The sequence below is a fragment of the Achromobacter veterisilvae genome (assembly GCF_900496975.1).
In the GTDB taxonomy this organism is placed as follows: Bacteria; Pseudomonadota; Gammaproteobacteria; order Burkholderiales; family Burkholderiaceae_B; genus Achromobacter; species Achromobacter veterisilvae.
The window spans coordinates 62,958-87,611 of the sequence record NZ_UFQC01000016.1; the positions used below are offsets into that span (position 1 = coordinate 62,958).

At 68.1% G+C, this 24,654-nt stretch carries 21 protein-coding genes; 14 read left to right on the plus strand and 7 right to left on the minus strand.

Going from position 1 to position 24,654, the window contains the following annotated elements:
* Window positions 1–136 precede the first annotated feature (136 nt).
* From acs to ltaE, 3 genes are all read left to right on the plus strand, one after another.
* On the plus strand, window positions 137–2,116 hold the full coding sequence (gene acs / locus AVE30378_RS16430) for an acetate--CoA ligase (protein WP_129241936.1): 1,980 nt from the start codon (window positions 137–139) through the stop codon (window positions 2,114–2,116).
* 130 nt (window positions 2,117–2,246) lie between these two features.
* Window positions 2,247–3,134, plus strand: coding sequence for a DMT family transporter (locus AVE30378_RS16435; protein WP_129241937.1), 888 nt, complete (start codon window positions 2,247–2,249; stop codon window positions 3,132–3,134).
* Between the two features lie 40 nt (window positions 3,135–3,174).
* Window positions 3,175–4,185: a low-specificity L-threonine aldolase gene (ltaE, locus tag AVE30378_RS16440; RefSeq protein ID WP_129241938.1), complete on the plus strand. Its 1,011-nt coding sequence runs from the start codon at window positions 3,175–3,177 to the stop codon at window positions 4,183–4,185.
* Here the strand turns inward: ltaE and aptA are convergent, their stop codons facing one another.
* Together aptA and AVE30378_RS16450 are read right to left on the minus strand one after the other, a co-directional pair.
* A complete protein-coding gene (gene aptA / locus AVE30378_RS16445) occupies window positions 4,186–5,520 on the minus strand; it encodes an omega-aminotransferase AptA (protein WP_129241939.1) in 1,335 nt (444 codons plus the stop codon).
* Window positions 5,521–5,805: 285 nt separating this feature from the next.
* Complete coding sequence (locus tag AVE30378_RS16450; RefSeq protein WP_129241940.1) at window positions 5,806–6,687, minus strand: GntR family transcriptional regulator; 882 nt, start codon at window positions 6,685–6,687, stop codon at window positions 5,806–5,808.
* A gap of 164 nt (window positions 6,688–6,851) precedes the next feature.
* Between AVE30378_RS16450 and AVE30378_RS16455 the strand changes: the two genes are divergently transcribed.
* From AVE30378_RS16455 to AVE30378_RS16475, 5 genes are read left to right on the plus strand one after another with little or no spacing between them, the layout of a single operon-like run.
* The gene (locus tag AVE30378_RS16455) at window positions 6,852–7,958 is read left to right on the plus strand and encodes a C45 family autoproteolytic acyltransferase/hydrolase (protein ID WP_129241941.1); all 1,107 of its coding nucleotides are present in this window, start codon (window positions 6,852–6,854) and stop codon (window positions 7,956–7,958) included.
* 48 nt (window positions 7,959–8,006) lie between these two features.
* Window positions 8,007–9,578: an ABC transporter substrate-binding protein gene (locus AVE30378_RS16460; protein ID WP_129241942.1), complete on the plus strand. Its 1,572-nt coding sequence runs from the start codon at window positions 8,007–8,009 to the stop codon at window positions 9,576–9,578.
* Between the two features lie 6 nt (window positions 9,579–9,584).
* A complete protein-coding gene (locus AVE30378_RS16465; RefSeq protein ID WP_129241943.1) occupies window positions 9,585–10,529 on the plus strand; it encodes an ABC transporter permease in 945 nt (314 codons plus the stop codon).
* A 7-nt stretch (window positions 10,530–10,536) separates the two neighbouring features.
* Entirely contained in the window at window positions 10,537–11,358 is an 822-nt protein-coding gene (locus AVE30378_RS16470; RefSeq protein ID WP_129241944.1) for an ABC transporter permease, read from the plus strand.
* The gene (locus AVE30378_RS16475; protein ID WP_129241945.1) at window positions 11,355–13,124 is read left to right on the plus strand and encodes a dipeptide ABC transporter ATP-binding protein; all 1,770 of its coding nucleotides are present in this window, start codon (window positions 11,355–11,357) and stop codon (window positions 13,122–13,124) included. The genes AVE30378_RS16470 and AVE30378_RS16475 overlap by 4 nt, the downstream gene beginning before the upstream one ends.
* Before the next feature lie 12 nt (window positions 13,125–13,136).
* Here the strand turns inward: AVE30378_RS16475 and AVE30378_RS16480 are convergent, their stop codons facing one another.
* From AVE30378_RS16480 to AVE30378_RS16495, 4 genes are all read right to left on the minus strand, one after another.
* Window positions 13,137–13,481: an antibiotic biosynthesis monooxygenase family protein gene (locus AVE30378_RS16480; RefSeq protein WP_129241946.1), complete on the minus strand. Its 345-nt coding sequence runs from the start codon at window positions 13,479–13,481 to the stop codon at window positions 13,137–13,139.
* Window positions 13,478–14,581: a cytochrome P450 family protein gene (locus AVE30378_RS16485; protein ID WP_129241947.1), complete on the minus strand. Its 1,104-nt coding sequence runs from the start codon at window positions 14,579–14,581 to the stop codon at window positions 13,478–13,480. Before AVE30378_RS16485 ends, AVE30378_RS16480 begins: the two co-directional genes overlap by 4 nt.
* Window positions 14,582–14,653: 72 nt before the next feature.
* The gene (locus AVE30378_RS16490) at window positions 14,654–15,508 is read right to left on the minus strand and encodes an NAD-dependent epimerase/dehydratase family protein (RefSeq protein ID WP_129241948.1); all 855 of its coding nucleotides are present in this window, start codon (window positions 15,506–15,508) and stop codon (window positions 14,654–14,656) included.
* A gap of 53 nt (window positions 15,509–15,561) precedes the next feature.
* On the minus strand, window positions 15,562–17,208 hold the full coding sequence (locus tag AVE30378_RS16495; RefSeq protein ID WP_165360207.1) for an electron transfer flavoprotein-ubiquinone oxidoreductase: 1,647 nt from the start codon (window positions 17,206–17,208) through the stop codon (window positions 15,562–15,564).
* Window positions 17,209–17,320: 112 nt separating this feature from the next.
* Between AVE30378_RS16495 and AVE30378_RS16500 the strand changes: the two genes are divergently transcribed.
* The 3 genes from AVE30378_RS16500 to AVE30378_RS16510 all read left to right on the plus strand — a co-directional run bounded on the left by AVE30378_RS16500 (window position 17,321) and on the right by AVE30378_RS16510 (window position 19,310).
* The gene (locus AVE30378_RS16500; RefSeq protein ID WP_208742399.1) at window positions 17,321–17,770 is read left to right on the plus strand and encodes an acyl-CoA thioesterase; all 450 of its coding nucleotides are present in this window, start codon (window positions 17,321–17,323) and stop codon (window positions 17,768–17,770) included.
* Between the two features lie 176 nt (window positions 17,771–17,946).
* Window positions 17,947–18,645, plus strand: coding sequence for a CoA transferase subunit A (locus tag AVE30378_RS16505; RefSeq protein ID WP_129241950.1), 699 nt, complete (start codon window positions 17,947–17,949; stop codon window positions 18,643–18,645).
* Between the two features lie 11 nt (window positions 18,646–18,656).
* The gene (locus AVE30378_RS16510) at window positions 18,657–19,310 is read left to right on the plus strand and encodes a CoA transferase subunit B (protein WP_129241951.1); all 654 of its coding nucleotides are present in this window, start codon (window positions 18,657–18,659) and stop codon (window positions 19,308–19,310) included.
* 883 nt (window positions 19,311–20,193) lie between these two features.
* Here AVE30378_RS16510 and AVE30378_RS16515 read toward each other — a convergent pair.
* Complete coding sequence (locus AVE30378_RS16515) at window positions 20,194–20,652, minus strand: GNAT family N-acetyltransferase (RefSeq protein WP_129241952.1); 459 nt, start codon at window positions 20,650–20,652, stop codon at window positions 20,194–20,196.
* Between the two features lie 217 nt (window positions 20,653–20,869).
* Between AVE30378_RS16515 and AVE30378_RS16520 the strand changes: the two genes are divergently transcribed.
* From AVE30378_RS16520 to AVE30378_RS16530, 3 genes are read left to right on the plus strand one after another with little or no spacing between them, the layout of a single operon-like run.
* On the plus strand, window positions 20,870–21,745 hold the full coding sequence (locus AVE30378_RS16520; RefSeq protein WP_129241953.1) for a MurR/RpiR family transcriptional regulator: 876 nt from the start codon (window positions 20,870–20,872) through the stop codon (window positions 21,743–21,745).
* Window positions 21,742–22,722 (plus strand): isoaspartyl peptidase/L-asparaginase family protein, encoded by a 981-nt coding sequence (locus AVE30378_RS16525; protein ID WP_129241954.1) that lies wholly within the window; start codon window positions 21,742–21,744, stop codon window positions 22,720–22,722. The genes AVE30378_RS16520 and AVE30378_RS16525 overlap by 4 nt, the downstream gene beginning before the upstream one ends.
* Before the next feature lie 40 nt (window positions 22,723–22,762).
* Window positions 22,763–24,646 carry a dipeptide ABC transporter ATP-binding protein gene (locus AVE30378_RS16530; protein WP_129241955.1) on the plus strand — a complete coding sequence of 628 codons (1,884 nt, stop codon included), beginning with the start codon at window positions 22,763–22,765 and terminating at the stop codon, window positions 24,644–24,646.
* The last annotated feature ends 8 nt before the right edge of the window (window positions 24,647–24,654 follow it).

Here is a 24,654-nt window from a genome sequence, read left to right on the forward strand (position 1 = left end):
GCTCCGCGCTCCTGCGCCATTGCGGGCTCCGGCCCGCATTTTGCGTAAGGTGCCCGTAAGAGCGTGGCGATACGGTTGCAGGTGGGTAATAAAAAAGCGGCATAAACAACAGAATCACCGATTGGAGACAAAGATCATGTCGAACGCTATTGAGTCCGTCTTGGTGGAAACCCGCGTTTTTCCGCCGCCCGAACGCGCGGCGCGGGGCGCCGCCATTCCCAGCATGGAAGCCTATAACGCGCTGTGCGCGCAGGTCGAGAACGATTTCGACGGATTCTGGGCCGGGCAGGCCCGCGACAATCTGCAGTGGACCAAGCCGTTCACGCAGGTCCTCGACGAATCCGACGCTCCGTTCTACCGCTGGTTCGGCGACGGCGAACTGAACGTCTCGGCCAACTGCCTGGACGTGCACCTGACCAATGGCAACGCCGACAAGACCGCCATCGTCTTCGAATCCGACGACGGCAAGGTCGACAAGGTCACCTACCGCGAACTGCTGGCCCGCGTGTGCCGCTTCGCCAACGGCATCGCCGCGCTGGGTTACAAGAAGGGCGACCGCGCCATCATCTACATGCCGATGTCGATCGAAGCCGTGGTCGCCATGCAGGCCTGCGCGCGCCTGGGCGTGACGCACTCGGTGGTGTTCGGCGGCTTCTCGGCCAAGAGCCTGCAAGAGCGCATCATGGACGTGGGCGCCTCGCTGGTCATCACCGCCGACGAGCAGGTGCGCGGCGGCAAGACCATTCCGTTGAAGCCCGCGGTCGAAGAGGCCTTCACGATGGGCGGCTGCGAGGGCGTCTCCAAGGTCATCGTGTACCGCCGCACCGGCGGCAAGGTGCAGTGGAACGAAGGCCGCGACCTCTGGATGCACGACGTGGAAGCCGGCCAGGCCGACACCTGCGAGCCCGTGCCGGTCAACGCCGAGCACCCGCTGTTCATCCTCTACACCTCCGGCTCCACCGGCAAGCCCAAGGGCGTGCAGCATTCGTCGGCGGGCTACCTGCTGTGGGCGCTGCTGACGGTGAAGTGGACCTTCGACGCCCGCAAGGACGACGTGTACTGGTGCACGGCCGACGTGGGCTGGGTCACCGGCCACACCTACATCACCTACGGCCCGCTGGCGGCCGGCCTGACGCAGGTGGTGTTCGAAGGCGTGCCGACCTATCCGAACGCCGGCCGCTTCTGGGACATGATCGCCCGCCACAAGGTCACCACGTTCTACACCGCGCCCACCGCGATCCGTTCGCTGATCAAGGCGGCCGAGGCCTCGCCCGAAGCGCATCCGAAGAACTACGACCTGGACAGCCTGCGCATCATCGGCACGGTGGGCGAGCCCATCAACCCCGAAGCCTGGATGTGGTATCACAAGAACGTGGGCCGCGAGCGCTGCCCCATCGTGGATACGTGGTGGCAGACCGAGACCGGCGGCCACATGATCACCCCGCTGCCGGGCGCCACGCCGACCAAGCCGGGTTCGTGCACCTTGCCCCTGCCGGGCATCGCGGCGGCCATCGTCGACGAGACCGGCGCCGACGTCGAACAGGGCAATGGCGGCTTCCTGGTGATCAAGCGGCCGTGGCCCGCGATGATCCGCAACATCTGGGGCGACCCGGAGCGTTTCAAGAAAAGCTATTTCCCGCCCGAACTGCGCGGCTATTACCTGGCCGGCGACGGCGCGCAGCGCGACGCGGACGGCTATTTCTGGATCATGGGCCGCATCGACGACGTGCTGAACGTGTCGGGCCACCGCCTGGGCACGATGGAGGTCGAGTCGGCGCTGGTGGCTCACGAAATGGTGGCCGAAGCCGCGGTGGTGGGCCGTCCGGACGACACGACCGGCGAGGCCGTGGTGGCCTTCGTGGTCCTCAAGCGGACGCGTCCGGAAGGCGACGAGGCCCAGGCCATCGCCAAGACGCTGCGCGACTGGGTGGCCAAGGAAATCGGCCCCATCGCCAAGCCCAAGGACATCCGCTTCGGCGACAACCTGCCCAAGACGCGCTCGGGCAAGATCATGCGCCGCCTGCTGCGCGTGGTCGCCAAGGGCGAGGAAGTCACGCAGGACGTCTCCACGCTGGAAAACCCCGCCATCCTGGAACAGTTGTCCAAGCCCCTGTGAGCGCGTCCGGCCGCCGCCTGGCGGCCGCCCCGCGCGCAACAGGCGCATAATGAGGCGCCCGGCGCCGGCAATCCGCCGGCGCCGGGCGCTTTTTCTTTTTCCATTTCCGCACCTCCACGGAGCCATAGACGTGAGCCGCAGCAGTTTCGATCGGGCGGGGCTAGCCCTGATGTTCAGCACCATCCTGGTCTGGGCGGGTAGCTGGATCGCGATGAAACTGGTCGTGTCCTACATCGGCCCGTTCGATTTCGTGGCGCTGCGCTACGTGGCGGGCAGCCTGGTGCTGTTCGCGCTGGCGATCGCGACCCGCCGCCCGCTGGCCATGCCGCCGTGGAAGCTGACCCTGCTGATCGGCCTGACGCAGACGGCCGGCTTCCAGGGCTTCGTGCAGACGGCGCTGGTGACGGGCGGGGTGGGCAAGGTCTCGCTCATGGCCTACACCATGCCGTTCTGGGTGATCCTGTTCGCGTGGGGGCTGCTGCGCGAACGGCCTACCGCGAGGCATGGGCTGGGCATCGGCCTGGCGGCCGTCGGGCTGGTCTGCTTCGTGGAGCCCTGGAACGGCCTGGGCGACATCCGCCCGGTGGCGCTGGGGCTGGGCAGCGGCTTGAGCTGGGGCGTGGGCACGGTGCTGTCCAAGCGCATGTTCGAGCGCCATGCGCCGGACGTGATGACCTTCACCGCCTGGCAGATGCTGCTTGGCGGCCTGGCGATGGCGCCGCTGGCCTTCCTGGTGCCGCAGATGTCCGCGCAATGGGGCTGGCAGCTCTGGACCGGCATGGTCTACATCGTGCTGATCGCGACGGCGGCGGGCTGGCTGCTGTGGCTGCAGGTCGTGCGCCGCGTGCCCGCGTCCATCGCCGGCCTGTCGAGCCTGGGCGTGCCGGTCGTGGCCATGCTGTTCGCCTGGGCGCTGTTGTCCGAGCGGCCCACGCCGGCCGAACTGGGCGGCATGGTGCTGATCCTGGCCGGCATCTGGGTGGTGAGCCGGGCCGCGCCCGCGCCGCGCGCCGGCTGAGCGGCTTCCCTGAATTCCATTTCCTCTCCAAGGATTTTCCATGATCGATCTGCGCAGCGACACCGTTACCCAGCCCTCCGCCGCCATGCTCCAGGCGATGGTCGCCGCGCCCCTGGGCGATGACGTGATGGGCGACGACCCCACCGTGATCCGCCTGCAGGAAGCGGTCGCCGAGCGCGCCGGGAAGGCGGCCGGCCTGTTCTTTCCCTCCGGCACGCAAAGCAATCTGGGGGCGCTGATGGCGCACTGCGACCGGGGCGACGAGTACCTGGTGGGACAGCAGGCGCACACCTACAAGTACGAAGGGGGCGGGGCGGCGGTGCTGGGCAGCATCCAGCCGCAGCCGGTCGAGCACGCGGAAGACGGCTCGCTGCCGCTGGAGAAGCTGGCCGCGGCGCTCAAGCCCACGGGCGATCCGCACTTCGCCCGCACCCGCCTGCTGGCCCTGGAGAACACCTTCCACGGCAAGCTGATCCCGGCGTCCTATGTGCAGGCCGCCACCGCGTGGGCCCGCCAGCACGGCCTGGCGACGCACCTGGACGGCGCGCGCGTCTGCAATGCGGCCGTGGCCAGCGGCAAGCCGGTGGCGGATCTGTGCGAGCCCTTCGATTCGGTGTCGATCTGTTTTTCCAAGGGGCTGGGCGCGCCGGTGGGCTCGGTGCTGGTCGGCAGCGCCGAGCTGATCGCCCGCGCCCGGCGCTGGCGCAAGATGCTGGGCGGCGGCCTGCGGCAGGCCGGCGTGCTGGCCGCCGCCTGCCTGTATGCGCTGGAGCACAACGTCGAGCGCCTGGCCGAGGACCACGAGAACGCCCGCCTGCTGGCCGACGGGCTGCGCGGCATCGCCGGCGTCAAGGTGCTGAGCCAGGACACCAACATGGTGTTCGCGGAATTCGAGCCTTCGCGCTGCGAAGCGCTGACCGCCGCGCTGGCGGGCGACGGCATCCTGATGCGGGCCGTCTACGGCGGCCCGACGCGCCTGGTCACCCACCTGGACGTGTCCGCCGGCGACGTGCGGCGGGTGGTCCAGGCGGTGGCGCGGCACCTCGCCTGACTAGGCGGCCGCGCGCAGCACGTCCGACAGGACCGAAAACAATTCGTCGATCTGGGCGCGCTCGATGATGAGTGGGGGCGACAGCAGCATCGTGTCGCCCGCCGAACGGATCAGGCAGCCGCGTTCCAGGCAGGCCTGGTGCGCGGCATAGGCGCGCTGGCCGGGCTTGCCGTCCAGCGGCGCCAGTTCGATGGCCGCCAGCAGCCCGATGTTGCGGATGTCCACCACGTGCGGCAGGCCCTTCAGGCTGTGCGCGGCGTCTTCCCAATAGCGCCAGAGTTCGCGGCTGCGCTGGAACAGGCCTTCGCGGCGGCAGATGTCCAGCGTGGCCAGGCCGGCGGCGCATGCCACCGGATGGCCGGAATAGGTATAGCCGTGCGATAGCTCGATGGCGCTGTCCGGGCCCTGCATGAAGGCATCGTGGACATGCCGCTGCACCAGCGTGGCGCCCATCGGAATCGCGCCGTTGGTCAACCCCTTGGCGCTGGTGATGATGTCCGGCGTGACGCCAAAATGCGGCGAGGCGAAGGCGCCGTCGATGCGGCCGAAGGCGCAGATGACTTCATCGAAAATCAACAGGATGCCGTGGGCGTCGCAGATCTGGCGCAGTTTCTGCAAATAGCCCTTGGGCGGCACCAGCACGCCGGTGGAGCCCGCCACCGGTTCCACGATGACGGCCGCGATGGTGGACGCGTCATGCAGCGCGACGATGCGTTCCAGCGTATCGGCCAGGTGGGCGCCCCAATCCGGCTGTCCCCGCGTGTAGGCCATCTGGCTGCGGTCGTACGTGTGCGGCAGGTGGTCCACGTAGGGCAGGAGATTTCCGAAGGGCTTGCGGTGACCGGCGATGCCCGACACCGACAGGCCGCCGAACCCCACGCCGTGGTAGGAGCGCTCGCGTCCGATCAGGCGCACGCGCTGGCCCTGCCCGCGCGCGCGGTGGTAGCCCAGCGCGATCTTCAGCGCCGTGTCCACGGCTTCGGAGCCGGAGTTCGAGAAGAACACGTTGGAGAATCCCGGGGGCGCTTCCTGGCGCAGGGCCTCGGCCAGCTCGAAGGCCAGCGGATGGCTCATCTGGAACGACGGCGCATAGTCCAGTTCATGGGCGGTGCGGGCGATGGCGTCGACGATTTCGGGGCGGCGATGCCCCGCGTTCACGCACCACAGGCCCGCGATGCCGTCCAGCACGCGGCGGCCGTCCGGGCGGATGTAGTGCATGCCTTCCGCGGCGGTGAACAGCACGGGCGCGCGCTTGTACCGCCGGTTCGCGGTAAAGGGCATCCAATAGGCTTCGGCGTTGAGGGCGGGAGTGGGGTGGGACGCTGACGAGGACATGGGGAGCCTGCTTCGGGGTGGTTCGGGTTTTCTATTTTGTATTAATATAATTAAAAATACAATATGGGATGGACCTGGGGTGGCGGGGTTAGTGTCTTTGGGGGTGTCAGACACCCGGGGGCGTGCGCTTCAGCATGCCGGGCGGGGCGTAGGGGTGTCAGACACAGGGCTGGTGTTGGGCACAGGGCTAGTGTCAGACGCAAGGCTGCGCTTGCCGGGAAGAACGGCGTCCTTCGGCAAAGCGGGGGCCCCTTGAAGGGGCGCGTAAGCGGCAGCGGGTGGGTCTTACGACACTTGCAGCGAGGTCTTCAGGTGGCGGCGCATGAGCTGGGAAGCCCATTCCTGGTCGCCGACCTCCAGGGCCTCGATGATCTGCAGGTGTTCGCTGCCGGAATTGGCGTAGCGCGCGTCGCGGTAGAACGCGGCATGCTCTTCCAGCCGGCGTAGCTGGTTCTGCTGCTGCACGGCCTGCAGGATGTAGCGGTTGCCCGAGAAGCGGGCCAGCATCTCGTGGAACGAGGCGTTGAGGTTGAAGAACTCGGTGGCCGAGATGTCGGCGTCGCTGCGTGCGGCCAGGGCTTCATGCGCGGCGCGCATGCGCGCCAGGGCCTCCCTGTCCAGCCGGAACGTGGGTTCCAGCAGGCCCGCGCATTCGACCGTCATCCGGAAACGGTAGCTCTCGTTGAGGGCGTCGCGGTTCTCCAGCGACGGCGCGAACTGCCAGCCGTGGCCTTTGCGCTTTTCGATCAGGCCGTCCGCCGAGAGTTGCAGCAGCGTCTTGGCCAGCACGCTGCGCGGCGCCGGATAGCGCTGCTGCAGGTCGCGTTCGGTGAAGGTTTCAGGCAGCGCGCGCGAGGCGCGGTCGTCGATCAGCCGCCGGTACAGCTCGTCCTGCGTGGGGCCCGCGCCCGCGATGGCGGGAGCGCCCGCGGCGGCATTATCGGCCACGGTGTAGCCGCTGTTGGGGCGGTGCGTGATCAGGCCTTGCGCGGCCAGCAGCCTGAGCGCGCCGCGCACGGGCGTGCGCGACACCTCGTAGGCCGCCGCCAGCGCTTCCTCGGACAAATGGTCGCCCGGCGCATAGCGCCGGGCCACGATGTCTTCCGCCATGTGGCGTGCCAGGTCGACTTGCAGCGGAGTGGGGCGGGCGGGTGCGGCGTTGGGCATGGACGGGGGCGGGCGCTAGGAGCGGCGGATTGGGAATGGTACCGGAGAGCGTTGTGGCGAGGGCGGCTGGCCAGTGGTGTCCGTAGAAACCCTTGTATTGAACTTTTTTCTATATTAGTACAAAATTTGTCGGTCTGAATGAACTCGCACCGGAGCCTTGCGCCGTGACTTTGCCTACCCCCTTTCCCCTGGTCGACGTACAGGGCAGTCCTTATGAGCGGGGGCGCCAGCATGGCGCCGCCGTGCCGGAGCGCGTGGCGCGCAGCGTGGCCCTCTATCGCGGCCAGCTCGAGCGGCGCGGCGTGGGCGCGGACCGCCTGAAGGCGCTGGCCGCCGCCATGGTGCCCGTGGTGGGCGATTACGACGCCGCCTACCTGGAAGAACTGCGCGGGATCGCGGACGGTTCGGGCCAGGCGCTGGAAGACGTGGTGGTCATCAACTGCCGCACCGAGATGATGTTCGGCCATGCCGAACTGGCCCGCGCCCGCAAGGGGCTGGACGACGGCTGCACCGGCCTGGTCGTGCTGTCGGAGGCCGCGGCCGGCGGCAAGCTCATGCATGCGCACAACTGGGACTGGCGCGAGGAATGCGCGGACACCGGCATCGTGCTGCGCATGCGCCGCGAGGACGGGCCCGATCTGCTGATGTTCACGGAGGCGGGCAGCCTGGCGCGCCACGGGTTCAACAGCGCGGGCGTTTCGCTGTCCGGCAACTTCCTGTCCTGCGAGCACGACTATCAGCGCCCCGCCGAAGTGCCGCTGGTGCTGGTGCGGCGCAAGATGCTGGAAGCCTCCAACCTCTGCAACGCCATGAAGGTGCTGTGGGCGTCGCGGCGCTTCTGCTCCAACAACCTGATGCTGGCGCAGGCGCAAGGCGAGGCCGTCGACCTGGAATGTTCGCCCGACGAAATCTTCTGGATCACGCCGGAAAACGGCCTGCTGGTGCATGCCAACCACTGGATCAGCGCGCCCGCGCGCGCCAAGCTGTTCGACAAGGGGCTGGCCGCCAATCCGGACTCGATCTATCGCCAGCGCCGCGTGCAGGACGGGCTGGCGCGCGCCGCCGGCGGGATCGACTGGGCCGCGGTCAAGCGCATCCTGGCCGACGACTTCGCCGCGCCGGACGGCGTGCTGCGTTCGCCCAAGCCCGCCAGCTTCGACAGCATTTCGGCCACGGTGGCCACCACGCTGATGGAGCCGGAAAGCGGCGTGATGTGGATCGCCCGCAAACCGTACGAAGGACGCAACTACGCGGAGTACCGGCTCTTCTGAGCCGGCCCTGGACCTGTCCGCGGCGAACGCCGCGCCTGGAGTGACCCTATGAATTCGCATGGTTCGCGCGTCAAGAGCGCGCTGCTGTTTTCCGCCGCGCTGGCGGGCGCCATGGCCGGCATGCCGGCCGCGGTCCGGGCGCAGGCCGCCCTTCCCGAAATCCGCTACGCCGAAGGCTCCGGCACGCCGACCACGCTGCCCGGCGGACGTTCGCGCAACACCTCCACCGACAATGTGCTGGCGCACGTGGTGGAGTCCCTGGTGGCGCTGCGCGCCGACATGAGCGTGGCGCCCATGCTGGCGGACGCCTGGACGCTGTCGGACGACAAGCGGGCCTACACGTTCAAGCTGCGCCAGGGCGTGACGTTCCACGACGGCTCGCCCATGACCTCCGCCGACGTCAAATGGAGCTACGACTACCTCAACGGCGCCCAGTCCGAGTATTCGTGCAAGAACCTCTACGACGGCAGCAAGGGCGCCAAGGTCGTGGCGGTGGAAACGCCCGATCCGGCCACGGTGGTGTTCCGGCTGGAGCAGCCCTACGCGCTGTTCCTGGACCAGATGGCCAGCGTGCAATGCCCGATGCCGGTGCTGAGCCCGAAAAGCGTGGACGCCGAGGGCAAGTGGGTCAAGCCCATCGGCACGGGGCCCTATGTCCTGGCCGAATGGAAAAAAGAACAGTACGTGCTGCTGACGCCGTACGCGGGCTACAAGCCCCGCGGCGAGGCGCCCAGCGGCATGGCCGGCAGGAAGGCCGCGCAGGCCAGCGTGCGCTTCGTCGTGATCCCGGACGCCGCCGCGCAGAAGGCGGCCCTGATGGCCGGGCAGGTCGACGCCTACAACGCCGACGAAGACAATCTGCCGGCCAAGGACCCGCGCTGGAACATCGTGACCGAGCAGGGGCTGGACACCGTCAACCTGTTGATGCAGACGCGCGCGCCCTTGCTGTCCGACGTGAACATGCGCCGCGCCATCGCGCTGGCGCTGGACTTCCCGGGCATCGCCCGCGCGCTGAACAACGGCCAGGCCGCCTACAACCCGTCGCTGGTGCCGGCGGCCAGCGCCTACTACTCCGAGGCGGACCGGGCCGGCTACGAGAAGAACCTGCAAGAGGCCAAGCGCCTGCTCGAGGCCGCCGGCTACCGCGGCGAACCCCTGAAGCTGCAGGCGAACAAACGCTATCCCTACCTGTACCGGGTCGCGGTGGTGACGCAGCAGCTACTGGGCAAGGCCGGCATCAAGGCCGAGCTGGACATGCTGGAATGGGGCACCCAGGTGACCAACTTCCGCGAAGGCAAGTTCCAGCTCATGGCCTTCGCCTATTCGGCGCGCACCGAACCCGCGCTGATGTTCCGCGACGTGATCGGCGACAAGTCCAAAACGCCCATGGCGCAATGGGAAAGCCCGGAGGCCGCGGCCATCCTGGAAGGGATCGAGGCCGAGTCCGATCCGGCGGTGCGCAAGCAGGCGTTCGACAAGCTGCATGCGCTGATGCTGCGCGACACTCCGCTGCTGATGTACTACAACAAGCCCGGCTACGTGGCGGTGTCCAGCAAGCTGCAAGGTTTCACGGGCTGGCCGCTGCGCAAGCCGCGCTTCTTCAACGTCACCAAGAACTGAGGCGCCGTGCTGGGCTATCTACTCAAGCGCATCGCGGCGTCGGTGCCCACCGTGATCGTGGTCACGGTGCTGGTGTTCGCGCTGATCCGCGCCATCCCCGGGGATCCGGCCTCGCTGATGCTGGGCGATATCGACAATCCGGCGCTGCTGGCGGAAATGCGCCACGCGCTGGGGCTGGACCGCCCCGTCGGCGAGCAGTTCCTGATCTGGGTCGGGAACGCTCTGCGGGGCGATCTGGGCATGTCGATCGCGCGGCGCGAGCCGGTGATGCACCTGGTGCTGACGCACTTCGCCGTGACGGCCCAGGTGGTGCTGACCGCCACGCTGCTGGCCTGCCTGGTGGCGGTGCCCGCCGGCATGGTCGCCGCCTGGCGCCAGAACCGCCGCGCGGACACCGCCATCGTGTCGACCTCGATCCTGTTCGTGTCGATGCCGAGCTTCTGGGTGGGCATCCTTCTGATCTGGCTGTTCGGCGTAAAGCTGAACTGGCTGCCAGTGTACGGCTTCGAATCCATCGCCCAGGGCGGCCTGGGCGCGGCGCGTTACCTGGTGCTGCCGGTGTGCGCCATCGTGCTGACCGAGATCGCCGCCATCACCCGGATGATGCGGGCCAGCACCATCGAGACCCTGCGGCTCGAATACGTGGCGCACGCGCGCGCCAAGGGCCTGCCCGAAAAGCGGGTGATGCTGCGCCACGTGCTGCCCAACTCGTTCGGCCCCACGCTGACGGTGATCGGCCTGATGCTGGGCCATCTGCTGTCGGGCGCCGCGGTGATCGAGACCGTGTTCACGCTGCCGGGCATCGGCCGCCTGCTGGTCGAGAGCATTTATGCGCGGGACTATCCGGTGGTGCAGGGCTGCCTGCTGTTCATCGCGCTCCTGTACGTGGCGGTCAATCTGGCGGTGGATCTGCTGTATCCGCTGTTCGATCCGCGCGTGAAGCTTCAATAGGATCATCATGGGCTTGAAACATACCAATGCCGTCCTGGGCGGCGCGCTGGTCGGCGGCGTGGTGCTGCCGGCCTTGGTCGGGCTGGTCTACACACCGCACGACCCGCTGGAAGGCGACCTGCTGGCGCGCTTTTCGCCGCCGTCGGCGGAGTACTGGCTGGGCACCGACGAGTTCGGCCGCGACGTGCTGTCGCGGCTGATGGCGGGGGCCGGGGTCAGCGTGGCGGTCAGTGTGTTCTCCGTGCTGCTGGCGCTGGTGCTGGGCACCACCGTCGGCGTCGCGGCGGGCTACGCGGGCGGCTGGGTCGACCGCGGCATCACGGTGCTGGTGGAATCGCTGATGGCGTTCCCGGGCCTGCTGCTCGCGCTGGGCATCATGACGGTGCTGGGTCCGTCAAAATGGGGCGTGGTGCTGGCGCTGGGCCTGGCGTATTCGCCATCGGTGTCGCGCATCGCGCGCGGCGCCGCGCTGTCGCTGCGCCAGCGCGATTTCGTCGTCGCTTCGCGCGCCACCGGGCATGGCGGCCTGTGGACGGTGTTCCGCCACGTGCTGCCCAACTGCCTGCCGCCGCTGCTCATCTTCGCGACCTCCATCTTCGGCTCGGCCTTGCTGGCCGAGAGCGCGCTGAGCTTCCTGGGCCTGGGCGTGCCGCCGCCGCTGGCCACCTGGGGCGGCATGCTGTCCGAAAGCCGCAACGCCATGGACCAGGCCATCTGGCTGGCCGTGTTCCCCGGCGCCATGATTTCGCTGAGCCTGCTGGGCATCAATCTGCTGGGCGACGCCGTGCGCGACCTGCTGGATCCGCGCATGCGGGGGGTGACGGCATGAGCGTGCCCCTGCTGTCCGTGCGCGACCTGGAAATCCGTTTTCCCGGCAGGCGCGATGCGGCGCCGGTGGTGAACCGGGTGTCGTTCGACCTCCATGCCGGCGAGTCGCTGTCCATCGTCGGGGAATCCGGCAGCGGCAAGACGCTGATCGGCAAGACGCTGCTGGGCCTGCTGCCGGATGCCGCGCGCATCGCCGGCGGGCAGGCGCTGTTCGAGGGCCAGGATCTGTTGCGGCAGGCGCCGCAGGATTGGCTGGCGATGCGCGGCACGGGCATCGGCATGGTGTTCCAGGAGCCGATGGTGTCGCTCAACCCCGCGTTCCGCGTGGGCGAACAACTGATCGAAGCGCTGGTGCTGCGCCGGAGCATGGCGCGCCGCGACGCCTGGGAGGCCGCGGTCCGGATGCTGGAGCGGGTGCGCGTGCGCGACGCGCGCGACTGCATGAAGCGCTATCCGCACGAATTCTCGGGCGGGATGCGCCAGCGCATCCTGCTGGCGGGCGTGATGCTGCTCAAGCCGCGCCTGCTGATCGCGGACGAGCCGACCACGGCGCTGGACTGCGTGGTGCAGAAGGAAGTGCTGGACCTGATGTGCGAACTGACGCGCGAGCAGGGCACCGCGCTGATTTTCATCAGCCACAACCTGGCCCTGGTGGCCGCGTACACGCAGCGCGTGCTGGTCATGTGCCGGGGCCGGGCGGTCGAGACCGGCCCGGTGGCCGAGGTGCTGTCGCGGCCGCGGGACGCCTATACGCTCAGCCTGCTGGACGCGCTGCCCAAGCGCGGGCCCGCCCGGGCGGCCGCGGACCGTCCGCCCATCCTGCGGGTGGACGAGCTGGCGATCGACTACACGGTCCGAGACGGCTGGTTCCGCAAGCGCGCCCTGCGGGCGGTCCATCGGGCGGCCTTCGCGGTAGCGCCGGGGGAAACGCTGGCCATCGTCGGCGAATCGGGCAGCGGCAAGACCACGGTCATGATGTCCATCCTGGGCCTCGTGCCGCAGGCGCGGGGGCGCATCGAACTGGATGGCCGGGCCTTGCCCGCGGGCGGCTCGGGCCAGGCGTGGCAGGCGGCGCGCCGCCGCATCCAGATGGTGTTCCAGGATCCCTATTCGTCGCTGGATCCGCGCATGACCATCGGCGCCCTGGTGGGCGAGGGCCTGCGGCTGGAGGCCGGAATGACGGCCGAGGCCAGGAGCAGGCGCGTCGAAGAGGCGTTGCGCGACGTGGGTCTGGGCGAGGGCTACGCGGAGCGCTACGCGCACGAACTGTCGGGCGGGCAGCGCCAGCGCGTCGCCATCGCGCGGGCGCTGGTGCTGCGGCCCGAAGTTATCATCGCGGACGAGCCGGTGTCGGCGCTGGACGTCACCGTGCAGAAGCAGGTGCTGGAAACGCTGATGTCGCTGCAGAAGTCCCACGGCTTCGCCTGCCTGCTGATTTCGCACGACCTGGGCGTGGTCGAGCAGATCGCGGACCGCGTGGTGGTGATGCTGCGCGGCCATATCGTCGAAGAGGGCTCGCGCGACGAAGTGTTCGACCGGCCGACGCATCCCTATACGCGCCGGCTGCTGCGGGCGGTGCCGGAATTGCGGGGCAGTCCGGCCGAGGGCTTCCGTGTTGAGGTGCGCGACCTGCCGGCCGGGCAGGGGCGCGACGAGTCCGACTATTTCGATCCTTCTACGGCCATGGGCCCGCCGGCCATGACGGCGGTGTTCGAATCCGGCGCCACGCACCGGGTGGCGCTCGCGGCGGCCGCGGCCGGAGCCTGAGGCGGCCGGGCCTCAGCCGTGCCGTTCGCGGCTGTCGGCAGGGGCTTCGCCGCGTTCTTGCAGGCCGTAGTCGCGCAGCACCTGCGCGACGCGCAGGCGGTAGCCCGAGAAGACGCCGCCGCGCCCGGCCTCCTGCGCGCGGCGGTGCGATTCCAGCGTGCGCCAGCGCCGCACGGCTTCTTCGTCCCGCCAGAACGACAGCGACAGCAGCTTGCCCGGGTTGGACAGGCTCTGGAAGCGTTCGACCGAGATGAACCCGTCCACGGCTTTCAGTTCTTCGATGAGGCCGGCGGCGATGTCCAGATAGGGCTGGGGGTTGCCGTTGGCGGGTTCGACTTCGAATATCACGGCGATCATGGGGTGTTGTCCTCGGGAAAATCAAACTGGGGCACGCGCGCGTTGGGCAGCGGCCGGTATCGGAAGCGGGCCGCCAGCGCGGGAGCGTCGGCGCCCGCGCGCAGCAGGTGCGCGAGCGCCGACGCCGCGTGGCGGCGGGCGAGGCCGGCGCCGGGACAGGCATGGCCCAGCGCGCCGAACGGCCAGCCCGCCTCGGGTTCGGCCATGGCCGCCGCGGCCAGCACCAGCAGCACGGTCTGGCCGGCCTTGATGCGCTGGCCGCCGGTCTCGATGCCGGCAGCCAGGAAGCGCCGGGTGTTGTGCACGGGCGGATCCTTGCGCAGGACCTCGTCCACCAGTGCCTGGACGTCCGCGTCCGTGACGGGGCCACGGACGCCGCGGCGCCCGGCCAGGACGAGCGCATTGCCCAGCAGGCCGGCGCCGGCCTCGCAGGACTGGAACAGCAGGCCGGCCAGGTTCGCCGCCAGCAGCGCGGGCGCAAGACCGGCCCGTTCGCCGGCTTCGCGCAGCCGGCGCAAGGCTGGCGCCGCCTGCGGCGCCAGCAAGTGGGATTCCAGGCGGAACTGCAAGCGTTCGGCCGCGGCGTGCGCGGCGGCGGCCTGCGCGCTGCCGGCGGTCCCGGGCAGCGCCGATATGAAAGCGCCGATGTCGGCCGCGCAATCGGCGTGGAGGGCGGGCGGCAGGCCGAGGAACGCGGCCTGCGCGTGCACGGGAGCGGCGGCCAGATAGCGGTCGACGGCCGCCGCATGCGGCGGTCCGGCCTCCGGCCATGCCGGCGGGGAAGGCCGCGCGCCCTGTTCCTGGATGAAGTCGGCCAGCAAGGCCTTTGCCCGCGCGTGCGCGGCGCCGTCGTTCATGCGCACGAAGCGGCCGAACAGCATTCCCGCCGGGCCCGGGCACAGCGCGGGCGGCACCGGCGCATCGGCGGGCCGCACGCGCGCGGCCGGGTGGCGCATGACGGCCCGGATGGCGTCCGGATGACAGGCGATCCACAGGCCGAGCGCCGGCTCCCGGTACAGCGGCCTGCCGCGAGCCAGCGCGGCGTAGTACGGGTAGGGGTCGGGGTGAGTGACGGCTGCGAGAGGATCGGAAGGAAACATGGCGACGGCCGGCGGTGACGAAGGACGCCAGTATCCGGCAGGCTTGCGGCCGACGATTCGGCGCGGGGCGAACTATGCCTGCGGCGCGCCGTCCCGGTCCGCCAGCAGCGCCGCATAGCCAAGGCGCGAGTCCGGCCATCGCAGCGTGAAGCCGCTGGCGCGCAGGCGGGCGTTGCTGAGCTTCTTGCTGCCGACATGGGCGGGGGCGGGCGCCACGCCGGGCGCGGGCGCGCCCGCGAGCCTGGCCAGTTCGGCGTACAGCGCATGCAGGGGCAGGGGCGTATCGTCGCAGCCGATGTACACCGGCGCTGCCTCGGGCAGGAGCGCCAGGTGGACCACGGCCGCGGCGGCGTCGTCGATGTGCATGCGGTTGGCCCAATGCTCGGGCTGGACCGGCGCGCCGGCCCCGCCGCCGCGCAGCCTGTCGATCAGTTGCAGGCGGCCGGGACCGTACAGGCCCGCCAGCCGCAGCGCCGTGGACGGCAGGCGCCGGGCCGCCAGCGCGGCCTCGGCCTCCAGCAGCACGCGGCCGTTGGCGCCCAGCGGGGCCGGCGGCGTGTCTTCGGTCACCCAGTCGCCATGGTGTTCGCCATAGACGGCGCTGGACGAGACGAACACGACGCGTTCGAGCCGGGAGGCGTCCAGCGCGTCCAGCACGTTGGCCAGGCCGTCGATGAATACGCCCCGGTAGGCGGCGTCGCCGCGCGCGCCGGGCGCGGGCAGATGGATCAGGCGGGTCACTCCCTGGGGCAGCGCGGGAAGCCCGCCCGGGCGCGCGATGTCGCCGCGCAGCCAGCGGATGCCTGGCGGGCCGCCCGCGGGCGGATTGCGGCGCAGGGCGTGGACCTCGTCGCCGCGCGCGAGGAAGCGCTGGGCGACGCGCTGGCCCAGGTCGCCGCAGCCGATGAGGAGTACGCGTTCGGTCATGGAATGTCCTGCGGCCCCGGGGGCAGCCAGGCGCCCCGCGGGGCGCCTGCCCGTTACATGCCGCTGTAGACGGGGCCTTCGCCGCCTTGCGGGGCCACCCAGACGATGTTCTGGGTGGGGTCCTTGATGTCGCAGGTCTTGCAGTGCACGCAGTTCTGCGCGTTGATCTGCAGGCGGTCCTCGCCGTGGTCGTCCTTGACGAATTCGTACACGCCCGCCGGACAGTAGCGCGACTCCGGCCCGCCGTACTTGGCCAGGTTGACCTGCACGGGAATGTTGGGGTCCTTCAGCGTCAGGTGGACGGGCTCGTTCTCGTCGTGGTTGGTGTTCGAGATGAACACCGAGCTGAGCTTGTCGAAGGTGAGCTTGCCGTCCGGCTTGGGGTAGTCGATGCGCGCGCATTGCGACGCCGGCTGCAGGCAGGCGTGGTCGGGCTTGCTGTGGCGCAGGGTCCAGGGCATCTTGCCCTTGAACAGCAGTTGTTCGACGCCGGTCATCACCGTGGCGATGGTGCGGCCCTTCTTGAACCACTGCTTGAAGTTGCGCGCCTTGTTCAGTTCGGCATGCAGCCAGGACGCCTCGAACGCCCGCGGATACGCGGAGAGTTCGTCCTGGCGGCGGTCGGCGGCCAGGGCGTCGAAGGCGGCTTCGGCGGCCAGCTTGCCCGACTTGATGGCCGCATGGCTGCCCTTGATGCGCGAAGCATTCAGGAAGCCGGCCTCACAGCCGACCAGCACGCCGCCCGGGAACGCCAGTTTGGGCAGCGACAGCAGGCCGCCGGCCGTGATGGCGCGCGCGCCGTAGGCGATGCGCTTGCCGCCTTCGAACGTGCCGCGGATGGCGGGGTGGGTCTTGTAGCGCTGGAATTCGTCGAACGGCGACAGCCAGGGGTTGGCGTAATCCAGGCCGACGATCATGCCCACCGCCACCAGGTTGTTGTCCAGGTGATAGAGGAAAGAGCCGCCGTAGGTATCGGAATCCAGCGGCCAGCCGGCGGTGTGGATGACGAGGCCGGGCTTGGACTGGGCCGGATCGACTTCCCACATTTCCTTGATGCCGATGCCGTAGGACTGCGGGTCGCGGCCGTCGTCGAGCTTGTAGCGCTCGATCAACTGGCGACCCAGTTGGCCGCGCGCGCCTTCGGCGAACACCGTATAGCGCGCATGCAGTTCCATGCCGGGCTGGTAGTGGTCGGTGTGGCTGCCGTCGCGGGCCACGCCCATGTCGCCGGTGGCCACGCCGCGCACGGCGCCGTTCTCGTCGTACAGGACTTCAACCGCGGCGAAGCCGGGGAAGATGTCCACGCCCAGGGCTTCAGCCTGTTCGCCCATCCATTTGACGACGTCGCCCAAGCGGACGATGTAGTTGCCCTCGTTGTGGAAACAGGGCGGCAGCAGCCAGTTGGGCGTGCCGCGCGCGCCGGTCTCGGACAGGAACAGGAACTTGTCCTGCGTGACGGGCACGGTCAGCGGCGCGCCTTTTTCCTTCCAGTCGGGAATGAGCTCGGTCAGCGCCAGCGGGTCCATGACGGCGCCGGACAGGATGTGCGCACCCAGTTCCGCGCCCTTTTCAAGTACGCAGACGCCGATTTCCTGATTCTTCTCAGCGGCTAGCTGCTTAAGACGGATAGCGGTGGCCAGGCCGGCGGGTCCACCGCCAACCACGACCACGTCATATTCCATCGACTCGCGTTCAGACATTTGCAAAGCTCCCCGTATGTATTCCATATATGGCTGGAAGTATTATCGGCGATTGTATTGCAGGCGGCGCCCTGCATGCCTTCGTATTTCATTCAGCCATCAGGAGCCATTGGTGAACCCGGACAATATGTCTGCACGGATTCTTGCGGTAGGCGATATCCATCAAATCGAATTGCCTTTGCGTTGGGGCGACTCGGACGCCTTGAACCATCTCAATAACACGCTGTATTTCAGGCTCATGGAAGAGGCCCGGATGCAGATCCTCTACGGGGCGGGCTTCCAGTTGCCCGCGGACGAGGGGCCCATCCTGGCCCACGCATCCTGCGATTTCCTGCGTCCCCTGACCTATCCGGCCACTGTGCGCGTCACGCACAAGGTCACCCGCATCGGCCGTTCCAGCGCGGACTTCGAGCTGCTGCTGGAAAAGGCGGACGATCCCGCGGGCCCCTATGCCCGCGGCCGCAACGTGCTAGTCTGGCTGGATTACGTGGCCAGCGCGTCTACTCCGTGGCCGCCGGAAGTGCTGTCGCAAATGGGCGCCATGTTCCAGCCCGCGGCCTGAGGCGTTCGCGCCGCGGCGAGGAGACCGGCAAAATAGGGCGTGCGTAGTCCCGGCATGCCGGTAAAATCTAGCGCAAAAGCACAAAAGCAACAGGAAAAACAGGGCTCATCCCGATTTTTTCGATCCCCGGGCGGGACGGGCTCTCTTCAGTTCGACCTTAACTAGGAGTTGGAGCGATGGACAAGGTTTATGCAAGCGCCACGGAGGCGCTGGCAGGCATCGTCAAGGACGGTCAGATGATCGCCGTGGGCGGTTTCGGCCTTTGCGGCATTCCCGAGGCCCTGATCGCCGCGTTGCGCGATTCGGGCGTCAAGGACCTCACCTGCGTCAGCAACAATGCCGGCGTCGACGGCTTCGGCCTGGGCCAGTTGCTCAACACGCGCCAGGTCCGCAAGATGATCGCGTCCTACGTGGGCGAGAACAAGGAATTCGAACGCCAGTACCTGTCGGGTGAACTCGAACTCGAATTCACGCCCCAGGGCACGCTGGCCGAAAAACTGCGCGCCGGCGGCGCCGGCATTCCGGCGTTCTTCACGCGCACCGGCGTGGGCACGATCGTGGCCGACGGCAAGGAAATCCGCGAGTTCGACGGCCAGCAATACGTGATGGAGCGTTCGCTGGTGCCCGACGTGTCGCTGGTCAAGGCGCACATCGCCGACCGCAGCGGCAACCTGGTGTTTCGCAAGACGGCCCGCAACTTCAACCCGAACGTCGCCATGGCGGGCAAGTTCACGGTGGTCGAAGTCGAGGAAATCGTTGAGACCGGCAGCCTGGATCCCGATCAGATCCACCTGCCCGGCATCTATGTGCAACGGATCGTGCTGAACGCCACGCCCGAAAAGCGCATTGAACAACGCACCACTCGCCCGGCCTAAGGAGAACAGACATGGCATGGTCCCGCGATGAAATGGCGGCTCGCGCCGCGCGCGAACTGCAAGACGGTTTTTACGTGAACCTGGGCATCGGCTTGCCGACCCTGGTGGCCAACCACGTGCCCAAGGGCGTGGAAGTGTGGCTGCAATCCGAGAACGGCCTGCTGGGCATCGGCCCGTTCCCCACCGACGACGAGGTCGACGCCGACCTCATCAATGCCGGCAAGCAGACGGTCACCACCCTGCCGGGCTCCTCGATCTTCTCGTCGGCGGATTCGTTCGCGATGATCCGCGGCGGCAAGATCAACCTGGCCATCCTGGGCGCGATGCAGGTCTCCGAAAAGGGCGACCTGGCCAACTGGATGATCCCGGGCAAGATGGTCAAGGGCATGGGCGGCGCCATGGACCTGGTGGCCGGCGTGGGCCGCGTGGTGGTCCTGATGGAGCACGTGGCCAAGAAGAAGGACGGCACCGAAGACATCAAGCTGCTGCCCGAATGCAACCTGCCGCTCACCGGCGTGGGCGTGGTCAACCTGATCATCACCGACCTGGGCGTGATGGAAGTCACCGAGAACGGCCTGAAGCTGCTGGAAACGGCGCCCGGCGTGACGGTGGACGAAATCCAGTCCAAAACGCTGGCCAAGCTGGACGTGTCGGCGGTCAAATAAACCGGCTGCCGTTGTCTCGCTGAGAACGCCCCGCAAGGGGCGTTTTTCATTGCCGTGCAAAATGAACCCCAGGTGTCTGACACCCGAGGAAGCGGAGTACCGGCTTGAGGCGGTGCTTCAGGGGTGTCAGACACCTTCCTCTCATCGGGCGTCGGCGTGCCAAGATGAACCCCAGGTGTCTGACACCCGAGGGAGAGGAGTATCGGCTTGAGGCGGTGCTTCAGGGGTGTCAGACACCTTCCTCTCATCGGGCGTCGGCGTGCCAGGATGAACCCCAGGTGTCTGACACCCGAGGGAGAGGAGTACCGGCTTGAGGCGGTGCTTCAGGGGTGTCAGACACCTTCCCCTCATCGGGCGTCGACGTGCCGGGATGAACCCCAGGTGTCTGACACCCGAGGAGGCGGAGTACCGGCTTGAGGCGGTGGTTCAGGGGTGTCAGACACCTTCCTCTCATCGGGCGTCGGCGTGCCAAGATGAACCCCAGGTGTCTGACACCCGAGGAAGCGGAGTACCGGCTTGAGGCGGTGGTTCAGGGGTGTCAGACACCTTCCTCTCATCGGGCGTCGGCGTGCCAAGATGAACCCCAGGTGTCTGACACCCGAGGAAGCGGAGTACCGGCTTGAGGCGGTGGTTCAGGGGTGTCAGACACCTTCCTCTCATCGGGCGTCGGCGTGCCAAGATGAACCCCAGGTGTCTGACACCCGAGGGAGAGGAGTATCGGCTTGAGGCGGTGCTTCAGGGGTGTCAGACACCTTCCTCTCATCGGGCGTCGGCATGCCGGGATGAGAACCCCAGGTGTCTGACACCCGAGGGAGAGGAGTGCCGGCTTGAGGCGGCGCTTCAGGGGTGTCAAACACCCGTCGCGCCAGCGTGAAACCTGGATTCAGGCGGCCTCGTCCAGCCGCATCCCCACGTGCGGGATGCCGTCTTCGATGTATTCCTCCGTGACTTGAACGAAGCCGTGTCCGCCGTAGTAGTTGCGCAGCCGCGCCTGCGCGCCCAGGTACATCGCGCGTCCCGGCCAGCGCTGGCGCACCTCCGCCATGGCATGGCGGATCAACTCATGGCCCAGCCCCTGTCCGCGTGTCCACGGCGCCGTGATGACGCGCCCGATCTCGATCTGCCCATTCTTCAGCGACGGGTCCAGGATCCGGCAATAGGCGGCCAACTGGCCGTCCTGCCACGCCATCAGATGGGAGGTCCGGCCCGTCAAGTCCTTGCCATCCATGTCCTGGAAGATGCACTGCTGCTCGATGACGAACACCTCCGTGCGCAGCCGCAGGATCGCGTAGATCTCCGGTACGGTCAGTTCCTGGTGGGGCTTGCAGATCCAATCGGGCATTGCGTCAATCCAAGGCGGCGGGGTGAAAGACAGGGGCGAGAAGCTGGGGTAAGAACGGCGGCGTTAGCGTACCTCAAACCCGGCCCCGATTCTTTTGGAAGCACTGTTACATAAATTCACGGGTATACCCTTAGTATGAAAATGAATTTTCTTATCTAAAATTTGCGTGTAAACAGATTTACACAAACACCCGCTACGACCCCACCCCCCCGAATCGATGAACAAGGCCGCACTAACGATCGCTGATCGGATCGCCCGGGCTCAGCCCGCGCTGAGCCGCACGCAGCACAAGATGGCCGAGTACGTGCTGGCGCATCAGTTCCGCGCTGCGACGATGACCATCGACGAATTCGCGGCGGCGGTCGGGGTGTCGGTCGCCACCGCCAACCGCTTCGCGCGCGCCCTGGACCTGCCGGGCTACCCCCAATTCCGCGCCGAACTGGCGCGTGGATTCGAAGCCGCGCTGGAACCCGTTGAAAAGCTGCGCACCGAACTGGCGCATTCCGCCAGCGCCGTGCAGATCTTCGCCGCCACGCTGGAAGAAGACATCCGCAACGCGCAGCGCAACCTGCAATCGCTGGATTCGGCCGCCTGTGAGCAGGCGGTAGAGGCCATTCTGGCCGCCGACCGCGTGTTCATCATCGGTTTCGGCGCCAGCGGCTTTCTGGCTGGCCTGCTGCAACGCGGCCTGTGCATGCACCTGCATTCGGTCGAATCGCTGGCCGGCCCGGGCGGGGTGTCGCACGCGGCGCGCCAGATGTCGCGCATGACGTCCAAGGACCTGGTCATCGCCATCGGCTTTCCCCGGTATCTGGCCGACACGGTCACGCTGGCCGCGGCCGCCAAGCAGGCCGGCGTGCCGGTGCTGGTGCTGACCGACAAACCCACGTCTCCGCTGGCGCCCACGGCTTCCGTGGTGCTGTACGCGTTTTCCGCGCGCCAGTTGATTCCCAATTCCGAAACCGCCGCGCTGGGGCTGATCGAAGCCTTGTCCGCCGCGGTGGCCTATCGGGCCAAGAATTCCGTCGCGGCCGCCGCTGGGGTCACCCAGTCCGTGATGCCGTGGCTCATCCATGGAGTAGGTAAACGATGATTCAACCCGTGATCGCCATTCACGGTGGCGCCGGCGCGATGTCCCGCGCGGCCATGTCGCCCGAGAAAGAACAGGAATACCTGGCCGCCCTGGAGTCCATCCTGACCGCCGGCCAGGCCGTGCTGGCCAACGGCGGCAGCGCCATCGACGCCGTCACCGAAGCCGTGCGCCTTTTGGAAGACTGTCCGTTGTTCAACGCGGGCCACGGCGCCGTGTTCACCAGCGCCGGCACCCACGAGCTGGACGCCGCCATCATGGACGGCGCCACGCTGCGTTCGGGCGCCATCGCCAACGTGAACTGCGTGCGCAACCCGGTGTTCGCCGCGCGCAAGGTCATGGAAAACAGCAAGCACGTGCTGTTCGTGGGCGAGGGCGCCGAAGCCTTCGCCAAGGAACAGGGCCTGGACATCGTCGACCCGTCGTATTTCTCGACCGAAGCCCGCCGCGAACAACTGCTGCGCGTGCAACGCGAAACGCCGGACGCGGCCGTCCTGGACCACGACGGCCAGGCAATGGTCGCGCGCGGCCAGCCCGCGCCGGCCGATCCGCTGGACGCCGACAAGAAGTTCGGCACGGTGGGCGCGGTGGCGGTGGATGCCCAGGGCAACCTGGCCGCGGCCACGTCCACCGGCGGCATCACCAACAAGCAGGTCGGCCGCGTGGGCGACGCGCCGCTGATCGGCGCCGGCACCTATGCCAGCAACAAGACCTGCGCCGTGTCCACGACGGGCACGGGCGAAATGTTCATCCGCATGGTCGCCGCCTACGACGTGGCGGCGCAGATGGAGTACTGCGGCGCCTCGCTGGAAGCGGCGGCCGACCGCGTCGTGATGGAAAAACTGCCCACCATCGGCGGCAAGGGCGGCCTGGTGGCCGTCGACGCCCAGGGCAACGTGGCCTTGCCGTTCAACACGGAAGGCATGTATCGGGGTTACGCCCGCGTAGGCGAAAAGCCGGTCACCGCCATCTATCGATGAGCGGCGGCGGGTTCTGTATTGATATTGGGGATTAATAAAGATGGTTGATCGCGCAAACAGCCTGGCGCTGCCGGATAACCGCGTGGTCCAGGTCGACGACCTGACGGTGCGCTTCGTGGGATCCGAGCGCACGGTCGAAGCCGTGCGCAACCTGTCGTTCCATGTGGACCGGGGCGAAACCCTGGCCATCGTGGGCGAATCGGGTTCGGGCAAGTCGGTGACGTCGCTGGCGCTCATGCGTCTGGTGGAGCATGGCGGCGGACGCATCGCCCAGGGCAGCATGGCCCTGCGCCGGCGCAACGGCGCCGTGATCGACCTGGTCGGTTCCAGCCAACGCGTGATGCGCAATGTGCGCGGCGCGGACATGGCCATGATTTTCCAGGAGCCGATGACCTCCCTGAACCCGGTGTTCACGGCCGGCGACCAGATCGCCGAATCGATCCGCCAGCACCAGGGCAAGGACGCCGCGTCCGCGCGCGCCGAGGCGCTGCGCATGCTGGAGCAGGTCCGCATTCCGGAAGCGAAGTCGGTGCTGGACCGCTATCCGCACCAATTGTCGGGCGGCATGCGCCAGCGCGTCATGATCGCCATGGCGCTGGCCTGCAAGCCGGCGCTGCTGATCGCCGACGAACCCACCACCGCGCTGGACGTCACCATCCAGGCGCAGATCCTGCAACTGATCCGTCAGTTGCAGGAAGAAATGCACATGGGCGTGGTGTTCATCACCCACGACATGGGCGTGGTCGCCGAAGTGGCGGACCGCGTGCTGGTCATGTACCGCGGCGACAAGGTCGAGGAAGGCCCGTCGGACCAGGTGTTCGCCTCGCCGCAGCACGCCTACACCAAGGCGCTGCTGTCGGCCGTGCCGAAGCTGGGCGCCATGCAGGGCACCGACCTGCCCGCGCGCTTCCCGCTGCTGCAGGTGGACGGCCAGGCCCGGCCGGAGGAGGCGCCCGCCGCCAGCGCGCCGCAGGCGTCCGCCGGCAAGCCCGAGCCCATCCTGAGCGTGCGCAACCTCGTCACCCGCTTCGACCTGCGCGGCGGCATCATGAGCCGCGTGCAGCGCCGCGTTCACGCCGTGGAGCAGGTCAGCTTCGATCTGTACCCCGGCGAAACGCTGTCGCTGGTGGGCGAATCCGGCTGCGGCAAGTCCACGACCGGCCGCTCGCTCCTGCGCCTGGTGGACAGCCAGGGCGGCGAGATCCGCTTCGGCGGGCGCGACATCGTGCGCCTGAAGAACAACGAGCTGCAATCCCTGCGCCGCGACATCCAGTTCGTGTTCCAGGACCCCTTCGCCTCGCTCGATCCGCGCGTGACCGTGGGCTTCTCCATCATGGAGCCGCTGCTGGTGCACGGCGTGGCCAAGGGCCGCGACGCCGAACGCCGCGTGGCCGAACTGCTGGAACGCGTGGGCCTGCCGCCCGAGATGGCGCAGCGCTATCCGCACGAATTCTCCGGCGGCCAGCGCCAGCGCATCTGCATCGCGCGCGCCCTGGCCCTGAATCCCAAGGTCGTGATCGCGGACGAATCCGTGTCGGCGCTGGACGTATCGATCCAGGCGCAGATCGTGAACCTGCTGATCGACCTGCAACGCGACATGGGCATTTCCTTCCTGTTCATCTCGCACGACATGGCGGTCGTGGAACGCGTCAGCCACCGCGTGGCCGTCATGTACCTGGGCCAGATCGTCGAGATCGGTCCGCGCCGCGCCATTTTCGAGAACCCGCAGCACCCGTACACCAAGAAGCTGATGTCGGCCGTCCCGATCGCCGATCCGGCGCGCCGCCATCTCAAGCGCACCTTGTTGTCCGATGAAATCCCAAGCCCGATCCGCAAGCTGGGCGACGACCCGGTGGTGCAGCCGCTGGTGCAGGTCGGAACGGATCACTTCGTCGCCCGCCATCCGGTCGGCGGAGCGTATTGAGTCAGTTG